The organism is Streptomyces sp. CB01249 (assembly GCF_001905735.1).
GTDB lineage: Bacteria > Actinomycetota > Actinomycetes > Streptomycetales > Streptomycetaceae > Streptomyces.
This window is the reverse complement of record NZ_LISW01000002.1, coordinates 1082095-1096731: the sequence shown is the minus strand read 5'-3', so window position 1 is coordinate 1096731 and position 14637 is coordinate 1082095. Positions and strand designations below refer to the sequence as shown.

Here is a 14637-nt window from a genome sequence, read left to right as displayed (position 1 = left end):
CCCGAACATGACCGCACGCTCCACCCGTCGTACGGCCGCGACCACCCGCATCGCCGCGGTCGGCGCCATCGCGGTCGCCGGCACCATGCTGCTGACCGCCTGTGGCGACCAGACGAAGAACAACGACTCCGGATCGACCAAGGCGAGCACCGGCGCCTCCGCCGGTACGGCCTCCCCCGCCGACCTGCTGCCCGCGGACATCAAGTCCAAGGGCGTCATCCGGGTCGGCTCCGACATCGCCTACCCGCCGGTCGAGTTCAAGGACAAGTCCGGCGAGACCGTCGGCATCGACCCCGACCTCGGCGACGCGCTCGGCAAGGTGCTGGGCGTTGAGTTCAAGTTCGAGAACGGCACGTTCGACACCCTGGTCACCGGCCTCCGCGCCAAGCGCTACGACGTCGCGATGTCGGCGATGACGGACAGCAAGGAGCGCCAGGAGGGCATCGACCCGGAGACGAAGAAGAAGGTCGGCGAGGGCGTCGACTTCGTGGACTACTTCACCGCCGGTGTCTCGATCTACACCAAGAAGGGCGACGACCAGGGCATCAAGACCTGGGCCGACCTCTGCGGCAAGAAGATCGCCGTCCAGCGCAACACCGTCTCGCACGACCTGGCCAAGGACGAGTCCAAGAAGTGCGCCGGCGGCAAGAAGATCGCCATCGAGACGTACGACACGGACCTGGAGGCCCAGACCCGTATCCGCTCGGGCGGCGCCGACGCCGGCTCCTCCGACTTCCCGGTCGCCGCCTACGCGGTGAAGACCTCGGGCGGCGGCAAGGACTTCCAGATCGTCGGCGACCAGGTCGAGGCGGCCCCGTACGGCATCGCCGTGGCCAAGGGCAACGACAAGCTCACCCAGGCCATCAAGGCGGCCATGGACGAGATCATCAAGAGCGGCGAGTACGACAAGATCATCGCCAAGTGGGGCGTCGAGGCCGGTGCGGTCACCGAGGCCAAGGTGAACGGCGGGTCCTGACCGGATCCGGCGCTGAAAGGCATCAGCCGTGACTGACATCAAGAAGACGGGACCGGCCGACGAGCCGCCCGCATCCTCCGCCACGGCGGCGGCACCCGCACCGGAGGCCATCCGGGCCATCCCGGTCCGGCACTACGGGCGGTACGTCGCGGCGCTGGTCGCAATCGCCCTGCTCGCGTCCCTCGTCTACGCCTTCAGCCAGGGCAAGATCAACTGGGGCGCGATCCCGGACTACTTCTTCGACGACCGCATCATCGACGGGGTCGGCCAGACGCTGCTGCTGACCGCCCTGTCGATGCTGATCGGCGTGGTCGGCGGCATCCTGCTCGCCGTCATGCGCCTGTCGAAGAACCCGGTGACCTCGTCCATCGCGTGGTTCTACATCTGGTTCTTCCGGGGCACACCCGTCCTGGTGCAGCTGTTCGTGTGGTTCAACCTGGGTCTGGTCTTCGAGTACATCAACCTCGGGCCGATCTACAAGGACTACTGGTCCAGCTTCATGACGCCGCTGCTCACGGCGCTGCTCGGGCTCGGCCTCAACGAGGCCGCGTACATGGCGGAGATCTGCCGGGCCGGTCTGCTCTCGGTGGACGAGGGCCAGACCGAGGCGTCGCACGCGCTGGGCATGAGCCACGCCAAGACCCTCCGGCGCGTCGTGATCCCGCAGGCCATGCGGGTGATCGTGCCGCCCACGGGCAACGAGGTCATCAACATGCTGAAGACGACCTCGCTGGTGGCGGCCGTGCAGTTCTACGAACTCTTCAAGAACGCCCAGGACATCGGTCAGGCGTCCGGGGCCCCGGTGGAGATGTACTTCCTCGCCGCCGCCTGGTATCTGATCATGACCTCGGTGCTGAGCGTCGGGCAGTACTACCTGGAGCGGTACTACGCGCGTGGATCGAGCCGCAGCCTGCCGCCGACCCCGTTCCAGAAGCTGAGGGCCACCGTGCTCTCGGTGGGCCGCCCGAAGGGAGGCATCGCATGACCGCGATGGTGAAGGCCGAGGGCGTCCACAAGTCCTTCGGCGCCGCGCACATCCTCAAGGGCATCGACCTGGAGGTCGCCCCGCAGGAGGTCTTCTGCCTGATCGGCCCGTCCGGTTCCGGCAAGTCGACGTTCCTGCGGTGCATCAACCACCTGGAGCAGATCAGCGCCGGACGGCTGTACGTCGACGGGGATCTGGTGGGCTACCGCCAGAAGGGCGACAAGCTCTACGAGCTCAAGGACAGCGAAGTCGCCCTGAAGCGCCGGGACATCGGCATGGTCTTCCAGCGCTTCAACCTGTTCCCGCACATGACGGCGCTGGAGAACGTCATGGAGGCACCCGTCCAGGTGCGCCGCGAGTCCAAGGCGGTCGCCCGGGCCCGTGCCGAGCGGCTGCTCGACCGGGTCGGCCTCCGCGACAAGGCCGGGAACTACCCCTCGCAGCTCTCCGGCGGGCAGCAGCAGCGGGTGGCCATCGCCCGGGCGCTGGCCATGGAGCCGAAGCTGATGCTCTTCGACGAGCCCACCTCGGCGCTCGACCCGGAGCTGGTCGGTGACGTGCTCGACGTGATGCGGGGCCTCGCCGAGGACGGCATGACGATGATCGTCGTCACGCACGAGATGGGCTTCGCCCGCGAGGTCGGCGACGCGCTGGTCTTCATGGACGACGGCGTGGTGGTCGAGTCGGGCCACCCGCGCGACGTCCTGTCCAACCCGCACCACGACCGGACGAAGTCGTTCCTGTCGAAGGTGCTCTAGGCCCTGTCGTCAGGCCGAAGAGCGGTACGCGGAAGGGCGGTACGGACCAGGGGTCCGTACCGCCCTTCTTCCGTGCGGGGGTCACTGCTTCGGCAGCAGCTCCGTACGCAGCATCAGTGCGCGCAGCTGCACGCGGGTGAGCGGCGGGGTCTTCAGCAACGGGCCCTGGACAATGTCGGCCTCGAAGCCGGTGCTGTCGCGTACGCCCAGCAGGGTGCCGTCCGCCAGGGTGAGCCGGGCGGCCAGCTCCGGCCCCCATTGCGGGGTGCCGTCGCCGTAGTTCATGTCGTCGCTCCAGATGGTGAGCACCCGGCCGCCGGAAAGTTCTTCGCGGACGCAGTTGTCGGGGGCCGGCTCGCCGTTCGTCGGGTGGCACAGGTCCACCGCCCGCGCCCCGCCACCGAGCTTCTTCTTCACCGCCTTCGCGTCCATGACGTCGACGGTCAGATAGCCGACGCCGCCGTCCCGCCGGACCGCGTACTGGCCGTCCAGCGGCCCGGTCCTGGGCGGCTCGGGCGGCAGGGGCGAGGCGTGCTTGATGATGTCGGCGAACGACACCTCCTCGATCGCGCCGACCCCCTTCGGCAGCAGCGCGGTCAGCCGTCCGGCGCGCCCGGTGGCGGCGGGCGACTCGGCCGACGAGGCCACGGAGGAGGTCTGCGGGGCGGCCGGCGCGGAGCCGGACAGCTGGGGCACGAGGAACACCCCCGCCGCGACCGCGCAGACCGCCGTCGCCGACACCGCGGTCCGCCGCCGCCACCGGACCCGGGCGGCCTTCGTGTAGACCGCCTCCGTGCTGATGACGGGCCGTCCGGCGTCGTCGGCGGCCCTCCCCAGCAGCTCACGCACGTCGTTCATACCAATACCTCCGCCATCTCGGCGCGCAGCGCCGCCAACCCCCGAGCCGTGTGGCTCTTGACCGTGTTCTCCCGCATCCCGAGCGTCTGGGCCGTGGCCTCCACGCTCAGGTCCTCCCAGTAGCGCAGCACCAGGACCGCCCGCTGCCTGGGCGAGAGCCGGGCGAGAGCCGCCCGTACCGCCAGGCCGGTGTCGGTGTCGGGTGCCTCGACGGCCCGCTCGGGCAGTTCCCCGTACGCCTGCTCGCGGCGCCAGAACCGGCGGCGGCCCGCGATGAAGGTGTTGACCAGGGTCTTGCGCGCGTACGCCTCGATGTTGTCGAGCCGCCCGTGGCGCCGGCCGCCGAGCACGACCTTGACCAGGGTCGCCTGGACCAGGTCCTCGGCCTCGTGCCGGTCGCCGCAGAGCAGGAACGCGCTGCGGAACAGCGCGGTACGCCTGCCCTCCACGAAGGCGTGCAGCGCGGCGTGGTCATCGCTCCGCATCCGGTTGTCCCTCCCCCGGCCCGCGGGCGCGGACCGTCTCACCCTTCCAGTGCGGTGGTCGGCCCGGCGGGTTGCGGCCTGCGCGGAGATATTTTCGGGGCGCCGCGACCTCCCGGACACCCCGACCCCCTCCCGTAATACCCTGTACGCTGAGCGACCCATTACGCCCGCTTCGCACCGCCCCTGGACCGACGCCGTAAGGACACCTCGTGGAACTCGCCTATTACGCGGACTACGCCGTGCGCCTGGTCAACACCGAGCAGCCGGCCCGGAACACGGACGTCCTCACCTCGGTCGACGCGGTCCGTGAGCTGTTCGGCCCGAGCGGCTCGGCGGCCCGCCGGGCGACCGACGCGGACGTGACCCGGTTCCGTTCGGTACGGGCCCGGCTGCGCGCGGTGTTCGAGGCGGCCGACACCGGGGACGAGCGGCTGGCGGTGGACCGGCTGAACTCGCTGCTGATGGAGTTCCCGGTCAGCCCGCAGATCTCCGGGCACGAGGAGCGCGACGCGGACGGCCGGCCGGACTGGCACATGCATCTGGCGGACCACCCGTCCAACGCGACCGCGGGGTACGCCGCGATCGCCTCCATGGGCCTGGCCTTCCACCTCACCTCGTACGGCGTGGACCGGCTGGGCCTGTGCGAGGCAGCGCCGTGCCGCAACGCCTATCTGGACACCTCGACCAACCGCTCCCGCCGCTACTGCTCGGACCGCTGCGCGACCCGGGCGAACGTGGCGGCCTACCGGGCCCGCAAGCGCCTGGAGACGGAGCGCGCCGCCGACACGGGGCGCAGCGCGGAGACCGCCCAGGTCACCACCCCGCGCACCGAGCGCTGATCCTTCGTCAGCGGCCGGTACCGCGCCCGGGCCCGGGCCAGCACCAGCTCCTCGGGCACCGCCCCGTAGTCCGTGCTGTCCCCGCCCGCGTAACTGTTGTCCCCCAGCACCCACCAGCCTTCGGCCCGCCGCTCCACGGCCCGCTTCACCACCAGCAGGTCCTGCTGGAACGGGTGGCGCAGGATCACCACGTCCCCGGGGCGCACCGGCGCCCCGTACTGCACGAGCAGCCAGTCCCCGTGGTGGAGCGTGGGCACCATCGAGGGCCCCGTCACCTCCACCACCTGGAACGGCACCCGCCCCAGCCCGCGCACGGGCTGCTCGTCGGCCGGTTCCGGCACCTCCGGCACCTCCCTCATCTCCGTTCCTCACAGGGTTTCGTACATTCGGCCACGGGACCCACACGCATCCCGGACTTTTGGCCTAAGCCCCCGGGGGCACTCGCAAAAACAGGCTTCTCACGGAGTAATGTCCCACCTGAGAAGACGATCACGAGGAAGGACAGCTCAATGCTTTCCCGCCTGTTTGCCCCCAAGGTGAAGGTCAGCGCCCACTGCGACCTGCCCTGCGGCGTGTACGACCCGGCCCAGGCCCGCATCGAGGCGGAGTCCGTCAAGGCCGTCCAGGAGAAGTTCCAGGCCAACGAGGACCCGCACTTCCGGGCCCGCGCCGTGGTCATCAAGGAGCAGCGCGCCGAGCTCGCGAAGCACCACGTCTCGGTGCTGTGGAGCGACTACTTCAAGCCCCCGCACTTCGAGAAGTACCCGGAGCTGCACCAGCTGGTCAACGACACCCTGAAGGCCCTCTCGGCCGCCAAGGGCTCGACCGACCCGGCCACCGGCCAGAAGGCGCTGGACCTGATCGCGGAGATCGACAAGATCTTCTGGGAGACCAAGAAGGCTTGATCTCTGGTTGGGCCGTCTGACCTGCGGTCAGACCCCCTACCGATCCGCACCCGGTCCGCAGGCCGCCGAGAACGGCGCCCATGACGGACCGGGTGCGGTCTTCTTTCCCCAGCCACAGGCGCGCGTAGATCCGCAGCGTGATGACGGCGGACGCGTGCCCGAGGACCATCTGGACCTGCTTGACGCTCGGCCGGGCCGTCCGGGACGGCCGCAGAGATACGGCCCGGATGCGCAAGAAGCACCTGGGCTCGGTTCGGTGCGGATGTCGCCATCCGCACCGAACAGGAAGGCCCTCACTCGTTCAGAATCACGCCACGTGGGGCCTGTCACCAGGCTCTGCGGAGAGCAGATCTAGTTGAACGGGTCCAGCGTGATGTACGCCTGCTGCGGGTCGCCGTCGTGCACGAGTGATTCGTGCGCGCCGACGTCGTCGAAGGCGAAGCCGTACGCCTTGCCGTCGGCCATCTGGGCGTGGATCTTGGCGGAGTACTGATTGGTGACCGCGTCCTTGTAGAAGTTCGCGTCATTCGCGTCCGGCTGGTTGGGGTTGCTCAGCAGCGTCGACCGGTTGTAACCGGCGCACAGGGTACGGGAGATGGGTCCCCGGACCAGGTCGTTGGGCGCGTCGAGAAGCTTGTAGCAACCGAAGATGCTATCCGAGTCGGGCTTCTGGAAGCTGGTGACGACCGCTCCCGAACTGTTGGTGAAGTTCATGGTGTTGCCTTGGACCCGTCCGAAGTACTTCGTGTTCGGCTGGTCCGCGAACGGCTGGACGGTCAGCGTCTGCGAGGAGTACTTGCTCCATACGCGGTTGACGTAGTCGTTCATGACGGAGGCCGGCAGCGCCCCTGCCTCGATGCCATGGCCGGGTGCGAGCGCCCGCAGGATCGTCCCGTCGGAACGGGTCCTGATGAGCCCGCCCCAGCCACCGGACTGGCTGCGCAGGGAGTCGAAGAACGCCTTGTAGCCACCGGGCTTGAGGTGGCCCGTACTCAGGGTGGTGCCGTTCGGGCGCTTCACCCCGACCGCGTAAGGGGCGGAGAACATGTCGACCTGGGTGCTGTTGATCCACAGGCCGGCGTCGTTGAGCGTGTACTCGGTCCAGTTGAAGAGGATGTTCGCGTTCGGGTCGCTCGGGTTCTGCACCGCGGGCTGCACCAGACCGCCGGTGGTGAGCTTGAAGACCAGCTTCTGCCCGTAGGAGAAGTAGACCCGGCCGGAGAACTTCGGCATCCGGATCGTCTTCGCCTGCCCGTTGGCCGGCCCGGCGATGGACGCGTCGGGAGCGGGCGTCGGGGGGTTGCCCCCGGCGGGCCACGGATGGAAGGTGCCGTTCGCGTCGGCCCAGCCCTGGCGCCCCGACGAGAGTTCGGTGCCGATGACGTAGACGTAGACCTGCTCGCCCCGCCCTGAGTTGTTGGTGAGCGTGAGCGGGATGGTCGCGGGGACGGCCGCGGCCTCGGTGGCGGCGGTGACCTGGGTGGCGACGAGGCATCCGCCCGCCAGCGCGAGCGCGGCGACCAGGGCGGCGGCCCTGGGGCGGCGGGCTCGGCGCGTACGGGGTGCGGAAGGAAGGTTGGCAGACAAGCTCTACTCCTCATCCGGAAGGCCGTGCTGCGGAGGTAGCCGGCGCGAGACGCCCGAAGCGGCTTTGAGAGCGCTCTCACCAGAGTTCCTGGAGCGTATCGATGGGTCAGGGACACGTCAATTGGCTGGTCTGGACCAGAATTCCGATGTGGGGTGGCCAGCACTGGCAGAAGCCGCTGACCACCCCGCACCGGAAGATGTCCCGTCACGATGCCGCCGGACGCGGCGAGAGCGCGGGCAACCGGGACACCCAACACCGTTCGGAATGTCCGCAGTGAGCAAGAATGGGTCCAAGACCCACTCCTGCTCACTGAATAGGAACGGTCAGGTCAGCACTTGCCCGCCGGGCGGTCGCGCTTGACCAGGTTGGTGTAGCCGGTGGTGCCGTCCAGCCACAGGACGCGGGTGCCCTCGTCGGCGGTGCCGAACGCCTGCTCGCCGCGGTTGCAGGAGACGCGCTGCGGGCCGCCCTTGCCGTCGGGCGCGACCTGGTACAGCTTCATCATCGTGTCGTTGGCCCACCAGGTGGCCGGCATGACGGTCGAAATGCTGACCGCGTCGTCCGAGGCCGTCAGGGAGTAGGCGTAGAGGGAGCCTTCGCCCGCCTCCGGGGTGACGGTGACCGGGTTCGTGCCGTCGAGGTTCGCGCGGCGGACCGCGGCCTGGCCGTCGTCGGTGATGTCGTCGTCCTCGATCCAGAAGACGCCGTCGTCGGTGATCGCGGTCTGGCCGACGCCCATGACCTTGTCGGAGACGGGCATCTTCGTCGTGGTGCCGGTGGCGCCGTCGAAGACCCGGACGTCGAGCGTGGCGTTGCCGTTCGCGTCGGGAGTCAGCGCGACGTACGAGATCTTGCCGTCCCGGATCGAGGGCAGGCCCGAGACGCGGTACGGAAGGCCGCCGTCGACCAGGCCGACCTTGCCGGTCTTCATGTTGACGTAGCGGACGTTCGTGACGCCGTACTGCGGGTTGGTCGCGGTGTACGCGACCCAGTCGCCGTCCACCACGAGGCCGGAGACGTTGCTGCCGATGCCGTCGATCTGCTTGGCGAGACCGCCCTTGACGGGGCGCGCCATGATCCGCACGGCGTCACTGCCGTAGTCGGCCCAGACGACCGTCTTGCCGTCCGTGTTGGCGTACACGTTGTAGTCGCCGTTGTTGGGGCTCACCAGCTGCGGCTGTCCCTTGCCGGTGGTGTTGCCCAGCCACACCGAGTACGGCTCGCTGCCGTCCTCGTTGGAGCGGGAGACGGCGTACTTGCCGCCGCCGGCCCCGACGCCGGTGCTGTAGATGTTGACCTTGGAGAGGATCGTGTCGGTGTCGATGCCGAGGGCCTTCTCCCAGCCGGGAGCGATGCCGTGGGCGTCGAAGGACCGCTTGACGATCTTCAGCTGGGCCTTGGTGACACCCAGCTCCTGCGCGGCGGCGATGACCGCGGCGCGGCCCTCGGTGAAGCCGTCCAGGGGGGTCATGTACGCGGAGAGCGCGCGGTAGACGATCTGGTCGGCGAGCTCGGCGCCGAGGTCCTCGCGCATGTCCCAGAGCGCGCCGGAGAAGATCGTGGAGTTGAGGTGGACGCCGCCGCTGTCACCGCCGTACGTGACGCCGATGAAGTTCTTCGACGTGGTGGCGCCGTCGTTCAGGTCGCGCAGGGCGCACTCGCGCGGGCTGAGCGTCGTGCACAGGTCCTCGCCGAGGAGCCCGGCGTCCGGGTCGTCCATCGACTGGCCGTTGGCCTCCAGGTCGATGGCGTTGCCGAAGTAGTCGGCGATGGCCTCGTTCATCGCGCCGGACTGGCCCGCGTAGACCAGGTTCGCGGTGTGCGTGACGACGCCGTGGGTCATCTCGTGGCCGACGACGTCGGTGTCCGCGGAGAAGGTACGGTAGTCGCCGCCGCCCTGGCCGTACACCATCTTCTGGCCGTCCCAGAAGGCGTTGTTGTACGGCTGGCCGTTGCTGACGACCCCGACCAGGGAGTAGATGAAGCCGTCCTTGCCGTCCAGGCTGTTCCGGTCGAAGTGGTTCTTGTAGTAGTCGTAGACCTTGCCGGCCGCCCAGTGCGCGTCCACGGCACCGGAGTTGGTGTAGTCCTCGCCGAGCTCGGGGGTGGCGGGGCGGAAGGTCTTGATGCCGCTGGGCCAGACGCCGGACGCGCTCGACGCCTCACGGCCGCGCGCGTCGTACGTGGCGATCATGGGGCCCTCGTACGGGGAGTCCGCGGCCCGCTTGCTGTAGTCGATCATCTGCAGGGCACCGGTGGTGTCCTTGTACAGATTGATGTCGACCTTCTGGCCGTTGTAGCGGACACCGCTGCCCTTGACGATCAGCTGGTCGGCGGCGTCGGTGGAGGCGTCGGCGGGGGCAGCCGCACCCTGCGTCGCACCGGCGGCGGTGTCCGTCGCGCCGAAGGTCTGGATGCCGCTGTACTGCATGACGGGGAATCCGGAGTGCCCGTCGATGTACACCTCCTGCTGGACCGCCGATCCGTCGGCCGGGTTGGTGCCCGTGACGGTGATGTGCCGGGTCAGCACGCCGGTGCCCTGCGGAAGGATGGTGACGGCGCCGGCCGTGCCCTTGAAGTCGGCCTTGGCCGCCTTCTGTCCCTTGGCCGGGGCGCGCAGGAGGCCGTCGCTGTACTTCGCGGCGACCGCGCCGACCGCACGCTCGATGGCGGTCTTCTCGGAGACCTTCGGGGCGACCGTGTCCAGCTTCAGCTTGGTGAAGTAGTTGCCGGAGGTGCCGGTGACGGCGCGCTTGCCGTCCTTCTTGGTCATCCGGACGACGTACTGGCCGCCGAGGACCTCGACGCCCTTGTACTTCTGCTGGAGGCGGACCGTTTCCTTGCCGCCCTTCTCGGTGGTGGTCCCGACGGAGGTCAGGTCCTTCGCCGAGGTGTCGGCGATGTGGTAGCGGCCCTTCTTGGCCTTGAGGTGACCCCGGGCGGCGTCGGCCGCGCTGCCGGTGGCGGCGACCTCCTCGTGCAGACCGGTCACGAGCGAGGGGGTGTCGGTCTCGCTGCCGGGCGTGGTGTCGGACGCGGCGGGGGCGGCCGCCGCGGTGTCGGCGTGCGCTGCCGGCATGGCGGTGGCCATCAGGCCCGCCGTGGCCAGCAGCGCGGCTATGCCCTGGCCGACGACGACGCCGGTGCGGCGTCCCTGTGAACCAACTGCTCGTCTGCGTGCTGAAGATCGCACGGTGCTCCTCCGGATGCCACGAAAGCGTGAACGGTTATCGGATGCCGACATGGAAGACCCGGAGCGGGATGTGAACAATGCGTTCCACCTGCAGACTTCTGTACGTGCACACTTGTGTGGCCTACAGGCAGCGGCGAAAATCGGCTGGTGAAATGGGCTGATCTGGACGAACAGTGGCAGGCCCTCGGGCTCGGTGCGGACGAACTCCGGGTGTACGAGGCGCTGTTGAACACCCCCGGCGACACCACCCGGACCGCCCTCTCCCAGGGCGTCGGCCTCTCGCCCCGGCAGCTCCGCCACGCGCTGGACCGTCTCGCCGAGCGCGGCTTCACCCGCCCCGCTCGGGGCTCCGGGCTGCCGGTCCCGGACGCCCCGGCCACCGCCCTGCGCAACCTCATCCATCTGCACCAGGCGGAACTACTGCGGCGCGAGGCGGAGTTGGAGGAGCTCACCGGCTCCGTGGACCGGATCGCCGCGCAGCTCATGTCCGCCTCGCACACCCCGCGCACCCTGGGGATCGAGACGCTGCGGGGGCGTAAGGCGATCGCCGAGCGGGTCACCTCGCTGGTGGTGTCCGCGACCGAGGAGGTGGCCCTCCTGGACCGCCCCCCGTACGCCGCGAGCGAGCCGGACGGCATGCCCGAGCCGATCAACATGGCCGAGCCGGTCCGGCGTGGGGTGCGCGTGCGGGCCGTGGTCGACCGGGAGGGGCTGAGCTTCCACGGGCGGGCGCGCGGGCTGAACGTGCTGGCCGCGGAGGGGGTGCAGATCCGGCTCGGCATGGCCCTGCCGACGAAGCTGATCACCGTCGACCGCCGGATGACGCTGCTGCCGCCGACCGACGCGGCCGACCCCACCGCCACCGCCCTCGTGGTCAGCGACGCACTGCTGAGCAACGCGCTGGTGCCGCTGTTCGAGGCGGTGTGGGAGCGGGCCGTACCGATCGGCTCGGTCGACAACGGCCAGGTCACGGACGAGGACCGGGAGCTGCTGACGATGCTGTCCTCCGGCCTGAAGGACGAGGCGATAGCCCGCCGCCTGGAGGTGCACGTCCACACGGTCCGCCGACGCATCAGCCGCCTGATGCAGGAGCTGAAGGCGGAGACCCGCTTTCAGGCCGGCGTGCAGGCGGCTTCACGTGGCTGGCTGACGCTCTAGGGCCCTGCGCTCAGCCCTCTCGGCGCGTCCGCAGGAACGTACCGGCGAGCACCGCTCCGCCCAGCACCAGCGCCGAGTTGACCAGGACGGCGACCGAGACGCCGGACAGGACGCCGTCCGGGCCGGTGTCGCCCAGCGCGGTCATCCGGGCGGTCGCGACGGCGCTCATGACCGGGATGCCGAGGGTGATGCCGACCTGCTGGGTCATCGTGGCGAGGCCGGTCGCGAGGCCCTGCTCCTCGTCGGGGAGGCCCGAGGTCGCGGTGACCATGAAGCCGACGATCATCAGCATGTTGCCGATGCCCCCGATGAACGTGGCGGCCAGCAGCAACCAGATCCAGGCGCCCGAGGTCCCGAGCGCCACCAGCGAGAGCGTGGCGAGGGCCTGGACGACTCCCCCGGCGACGATGGTCCTCCGGTTGCCGAAGCGGCCGACCGCCCGGCCGCCGAGGGTGCCGCCGATCACGGTGCCGATGCCCAGGACGCCGAAGGCGAGACCGGTCGCGAGCGGGGTGTAGCCCAGGACCTCCTGGAGGTAGAGCGTCAGCAGGAACACCAGGGACGTCTCGGTGACGAAGGCGATGAGCCCGGTGGCGTTGCCCCAGATGACGCTGCGGCGCTTGAGGATGCGTACGGGGACGAGCGGCGCCGTCGCCCGCTTCTCCACGAACCAGAAGGCGACGAGCAGGGCGAGCCCGGCGAGAAGCGCCACGAGGGTGGTGGGGGTGGTCCAGCCGGTCGCCCCGGCCTGGGTCAGCCCGTAGACGAGGAGCAGCAGGCCGCCGGTTACGGCCGCGGCGCCGGGGACGTCGAGCCGGGGGCGCTCGGCGGGGCGGGAGTCGGCGATGACGGCCGGGGCCAGGGCGACGACGAGGGCGGCTACGGGGACGTTGACCAGGAAGGCCCACCGCCAGGAGAGCAGGTCGGTGAGGAGCCCGCCGAGGATCGCGCCCGCGGTGAACCCGGCGGACATCAGGGCGCCGTTGAGGCCCAGGGCGCGTTCGCGCAGCGGGCCCTCCTTGAACGCGGTGGTCAGCAGGGCGAGCCCGGCGGGCGTGACGGCGGCGGTGGCGAGGCCCTGGAGCACGCGGGCCGTGAGCAGGACCTCCGGCGAGGTGGCCAGGCCGCCCAGCAGCGAGGAAAGGCCCAGGACCGCCATGCCCGCGATGAACAGGCGCTTACGGCCGACGAGGTCGGCGACGCGCCCGAACAGCAGCGTGAATCCGGCGGCGGCGAGGGCGAAGGCGGTGGCGATCCACTGGAGGTCCCGGAGTGCGAAGCCGAGCCCTTCCCCAACGACGGGCAGCGCGACGTTCAGGATCGAGAAGTCCACGGCGATCATGAACTGGGCGCCGAGGAGCAGGGCCAGGACGAGCTTCTGGCGCCCGGTCATCCGGGCGGAAAGTGGCGGTACGGAGGCGGTGGGTGCGGGGCGTGACGGGGTGCGGCTGGGCGCGGACATGGTCGTCCCTCCTCGGACGGAAGCCGTACGGACGGAACCTAAATGGTCCCGTGGTTCCGTTAAGATGGGGTGACCGTAGCAGAGGAATGCTCTTTAATGGAACTGGAGACCCGTTATGGCATCCGAGAGCGTGGAACCGGGCACCGTACGGCCCGGCGGGCGGACCGCCCGGGTGCGCGAGGCCGTCCTGCGCGCGGCGGGCGACGCGCTGGCCGAGCACGGCTTCGACCGCCTCGACCTCGCCGATGTGGCGCGCCGCGCGGGGGTCGGCAAGACGACCGTCTACCGGCGCTGGTCCTCGCCCACCGGGCTCATCGCGGACCTGCTGGACGACATGGCCGAGCAGTCGTCGCCACGCGCGCGGACCGGCTCGCTGGAGGGTGACCTCAGGGCGAACGCGCGGCTGGTGCTGAAGACGCTCACCGATCCGCGCCAGGGCGCGCTGTTCCGCTCGGTGATCGCGGCGGCGACCTGCGATCCGCGTACCGCCCAGGCGCTGCACCGCTTCTACGCGATCCGGGTCGAGGAGTGGGCCGGCTGTGTCACCGAGGCCGTCGAGCGGGGCGAACTGCCGTCCGGCACGGACGCGGACGAGGTCGTGCGCGCGGTCTCCGCGCCGCTCTACTACCGCCTGCTGGCCAGCGGCGACCCGCTGGACGAGGCGGCCGCCGACCGCGCCGCCGACGCGGCGGTCCTGGCGGCGAAGGCGGGGGCGTACGTGGGGTGAGGGCGGGGTGCTTACGGAGGTGAGGGCGGGGCGCTTACGGAGACGGGCCCGGGGCCGACGGGCCGCCGCCCCCGTCTCACTCCGCGAGTGCCGCCCGCAGCCGGACCGCCCACGGGTGGTCCGCGCCCTCGGCCAGGGTGATCGTCTCGGCCAGCCAGGCGCGTCCGTGGTCGTCCAGGACCGGCAGCGCCTCCTCGAAGTCCCGCTCGTCCTTGGGCCTCCGGGACTTGGACTTGTAGAGGAGCTGGATCTCGGGCGCGAGGTAGGGCACGCCGTCCGGGGAGACCCGGCCCAGCCGCTCCAGCGGGAGGCGGACCCGGGGGTCGCGGCGGAACACCCAGTCCTCGCCGTCCGTGTCGTCCAGCATGAACTGCAACCGCCACGGCTCGTCCGGCCCCGGCCTGCACCAGATGTCGTGGACACCGGCGGGCAGGGTCTCGCCGGGGCGCCAGGGCCGCAGGGTCCCGGGCGGATCGGCGGCCCACCACTCCCAGCCGGCCAGGACCCGCTGCGCCTCCGCCTGGTCGCGGCGCAGCAGGAGCACGTCGATGTCCCCGTGCTCCCGGTAGGCGCGGCCCACCGCCAGCTCGACCGCGTACCCTCCGGCGATCCACCACGGCGCGCGCAGCGGGGCGAGCAGGCGGACGGCGTCGGCGAGCGGCGGCGGGTCCCAGACACCCCAGGGGGTTTCCGTGCGCATGGC

At 70.3% G+C, this 14637-nt stretch carries 14 protein-coding genes and 1 pseudogene; 7 read left to right on the top strand and 8 right to left on the bottom strand.

Annotated features, from left to right (window positions below; all coding sequences use genetic code 11):
- Positions 1–7: 7 nt before the first annotated feature.
- The 3 genes from AMK18_RS13485 to AMK18_RS13475 are packed head-to-tail and all read left to right on the top strand — an operon-like array spanning position 8 to position 2719.
- On the top strand, positions 8–976 hold the full coding sequence (locus AMK18_RS13485) for an ABC transporter substrate-binding protein (RefSeq protein ID WP_018102719.1): 969 nt from the start codon (positions 8–10) through the stop codon (positions 974–976).
- Positions 977–1004: 28 nt separating this feature from the next.
- A complete protein-coding gene (locus tag AMK18_RS13480) occupies positions 1005–1961 on the top strand; it encodes an amino acid ABC transporter permease (RefSeq protein ID WP_073862960.1) in 957 nt (318 codons plus the stop codon).
- Positions 1958–2719 (top strand): amino acid ABC transporter ATP-binding protein, encoded by a 762-nt coding sequence (locus AMK18_RS13475; RefSeq protein ID WP_073862959.1) that lies wholly within the window; start codon positions 1958–1960, stop codon positions 2717–2719. The genes AMK18_RS13480 and AMK18_RS13475 overlap by 4 nt, the downstream gene beginning before the upstream one ends.
- A gap of 81 nt (positions 2720–2800) precedes the next feature.
- Here AMK18_RS13475 and AMK18_RS13470 read toward each other — a convergent pair whose 3' ends face one another.
- Positions 2801–3577 (bottom strand): hypothetical protein, encoded by a 777-nt coding sequence (locus tag AMK18_RS13470; protein WP_073862958.1) that lies wholly within the window; start codon positions 3575–3577, stop codon positions 2801–2803.
- A complete protein-coding gene (locus AMK18_RS13465; RefSeq protein WP_073862957.1) occupies positions 3574–4062 on the bottom strand; it encodes a SigE family RNA polymerase sigma factor in 489 nt (162 codons plus the stop codon). The genes AMK18_RS13470 and AMK18_RS13465 overlap by 4 nt, the downstream gene beginning before the upstream one ends.
- 209 nt (positions 4063–4271) lie before the next feature.
- Between AMK18_RS13465 and AMK18_RS13460 the strand changes: the two genes are divergently transcribed.
- On the top strand, positions 4272–4901 hold the full coding sequence (locus AMK18_RS13460) for a CGNR zinc finger domain-containing protein (protein ID WP_018102728.1): 630 nt from the start codon (positions 4272–4274) through the stop codon (positions 4899–4901).
- Here the strand turns inward: AMK18_RS13460 and sodX are convergent.
- Positions 4805–5260 (bottom strand): nickel-type superoxide dismutase maturation protease, encoded by a 456-nt coding sequence (gene sodX, locus AMK18_RS13455; protein ID WP_020207366.1) that lies wholly within the window; start codon positions 5258–5260, stop codon positions 4805–4807. The genes AMK18_RS13460 and sodX overlap by 97 nt on opposite strands.
- A gap of 150 nt (positions 5261–5410) precedes the next feature.
- On the opposite strand from sodX, the gene sodN reads away from it, so the two are divergent.
- Positions 5411–5806 carry a superoxide dismutase, Ni gene (gene sodN, locus AMK18_RS13450; RefSeq protein ID WP_018102729.1) on the top strand — a complete coding sequence of 132 codons (396 nt, stop codon included), beginning with the start codon at positions 5411–5413 and terminating at the stop codon, positions 5804–5806.
- 10 nt (positions 5807–5816) lie between these two features.
- Here the strand turns inward: sodN and AMK18_RS35600 are convergent.
- The 3 genes and pseudogenes from AMK18_RS35600 to AMK18_RS13435 all read right to left on the bottom strand — a co-directional run.
- A pseudogene (locus tag AMK18_RS35600) lies at positions 5817–5993 on the bottom strand (tyrosine-type recombinase/integrase); the annotation flags it as partial.
- A gap of 164 nt (positions 5994–6157) precedes the next feature.
- Positions 6158–7393, bottom strand: coding sequence for a glycoside hydrolase family 64 protein (locus AMK18_RS13440; RefSeq protein ID WP_073862956.1), 1236 nt, complete (start codon positions 7391–7393; stop codon positions 6158–6160).
- A 329-nt stretch (positions 7394–7722) separates the two neighbouring features.
- Positions 7723–10587 (bottom strand): M4 family metallopeptidase, encoded by a 2865-nt coding sequence (locus tag AMK18_RS13435; RefSeq protein ID WP_073862955.1) that lies wholly within the window; start codon positions 10585–10587, stop codon positions 7723–7725.
- Positions 10588–10734: 147 nt separating this feature from the next.
- Here AMK18_RS13435 and AMK18_RS13430 point away from each other — a divergent pair, with 147 nt between their 5' ends.
- Complete coding sequence (locus tag AMK18_RS13430; protein ID WP_073862954.1) at positions 10735–11745, top strand: helix-turn-helix transcriptional regulator; 1011 nt, start codon at positions 10735–10737, stop codon at positions 11743–11745.
- Positions 11746–11755: 10 nt separating this feature from the next.
- Here AMK18_RS13430 and AMK18_RS13425 read toward each other — a convergent pair whose 3' ends face one another.
- Positions 11756–13207, bottom strand: coding sequence for an MFS transporter (locus tag AMK18_RS13425; RefSeq protein WP_073862953.1), 1452 nt, complete (start codon positions 13205–13207; stop codon positions 11756–11758).
- 115 nt (positions 13208–13322) lie between these two features.
- On the opposite strand from AMK18_RS13425, the gene AMK18_RS13420 reads away from it, so the two are divergent.
- A complete protein-coding gene (locus AMK18_RS13420) occupies positions 13323–13934 on the top strand; it encodes a TetR/AcrR family transcriptional regulator (RefSeq protein WP_073862952.1) in 612 nt (203 codons plus the stop codon).
- Positions 13935–14010: 76 nt separating this feature from the next.
- Here AMK18_RS13420 and AMK18_RS13415 read toward each other — a convergent pair whose 3' ends face one another.
- Positions 14011–14634: a nucleotidyltransferase domain-containing protein gene (locus AMK18_RS13415; protein ID WP_073862951.1), complete on the bottom strand. Its 624-nt coding sequence runs from the start codon at positions 14632–14634 to the stop codon at positions 14011–14013.
- Positions 14635–14637: the final 3 nt, after the last annotated feature.

Bases quoted from the DNA above. Each gene is read 5' to 3' on its own strand.
- AMK18_RS13415 (WP_073862951.1), bottom strand. From the start codon at position 14,634: ATGCGCACGGAAACCCCCTGGGGTGTCTGGGACCCGCCGCCGCTCGCC.
- sodX (WP_020207366.1), bottom strand. From the start codon at position 5,260: ATGAGGGAGGTGCCGGAGGTGCCGGAACCGGCCGACGAGCAGCCCGTG.
- AMK18_RS13420 (WP_073862952.1), top strand. From the start codon at position 13,323: ATGGCATCCGAGAGCGTGGAACCGGGCACCGTACGGCCCGGCGGGCGG.
- sodN (WP_018102729.1), top strand. From the start codon at position 5,411: ATGCTTTCCCGCCTGTTTGCCCCCAAGGTGAAGGTCAGCGCCCACTGC.
- AMK18_RS13465 (WP_073862957.1), bottom strand. From the start codon at position 4,062: ATGCGGAGCGATGACCACGCCGCGCTGCACGCCTTCGTGGAGGGCAGG.
- AMK18_RS13425 (WP_073862953.1), bottom strand. From the start codon at position 13,207: ATGTCCGCGCCCAGCCGCACCCCGTCACGCCCCGCACCCACCGCCTCC.
- AMK18_RS13475 (WP_073862959.1), top strand. From the start codon at position 1,958: ATGACCGCGATGGTGAAGGCCGAGGGCGTCCACAAGTCCTTCGGCGCC.
- AMK18_RS13470 (WP_073862958.1), bottom strand. From the start codon at position 3,577: ATGAACGACGTGCGTGAGCTGCTGGGGAGGGCCGCCGACGACGCCGGA.
- AMK18_RS13485 (WP_018102719.1), top strand. From the start codon at position 8: ATGACCGCACGCTCCACCCGTCGTACGGCCGCGACCACCCGCATCGCC.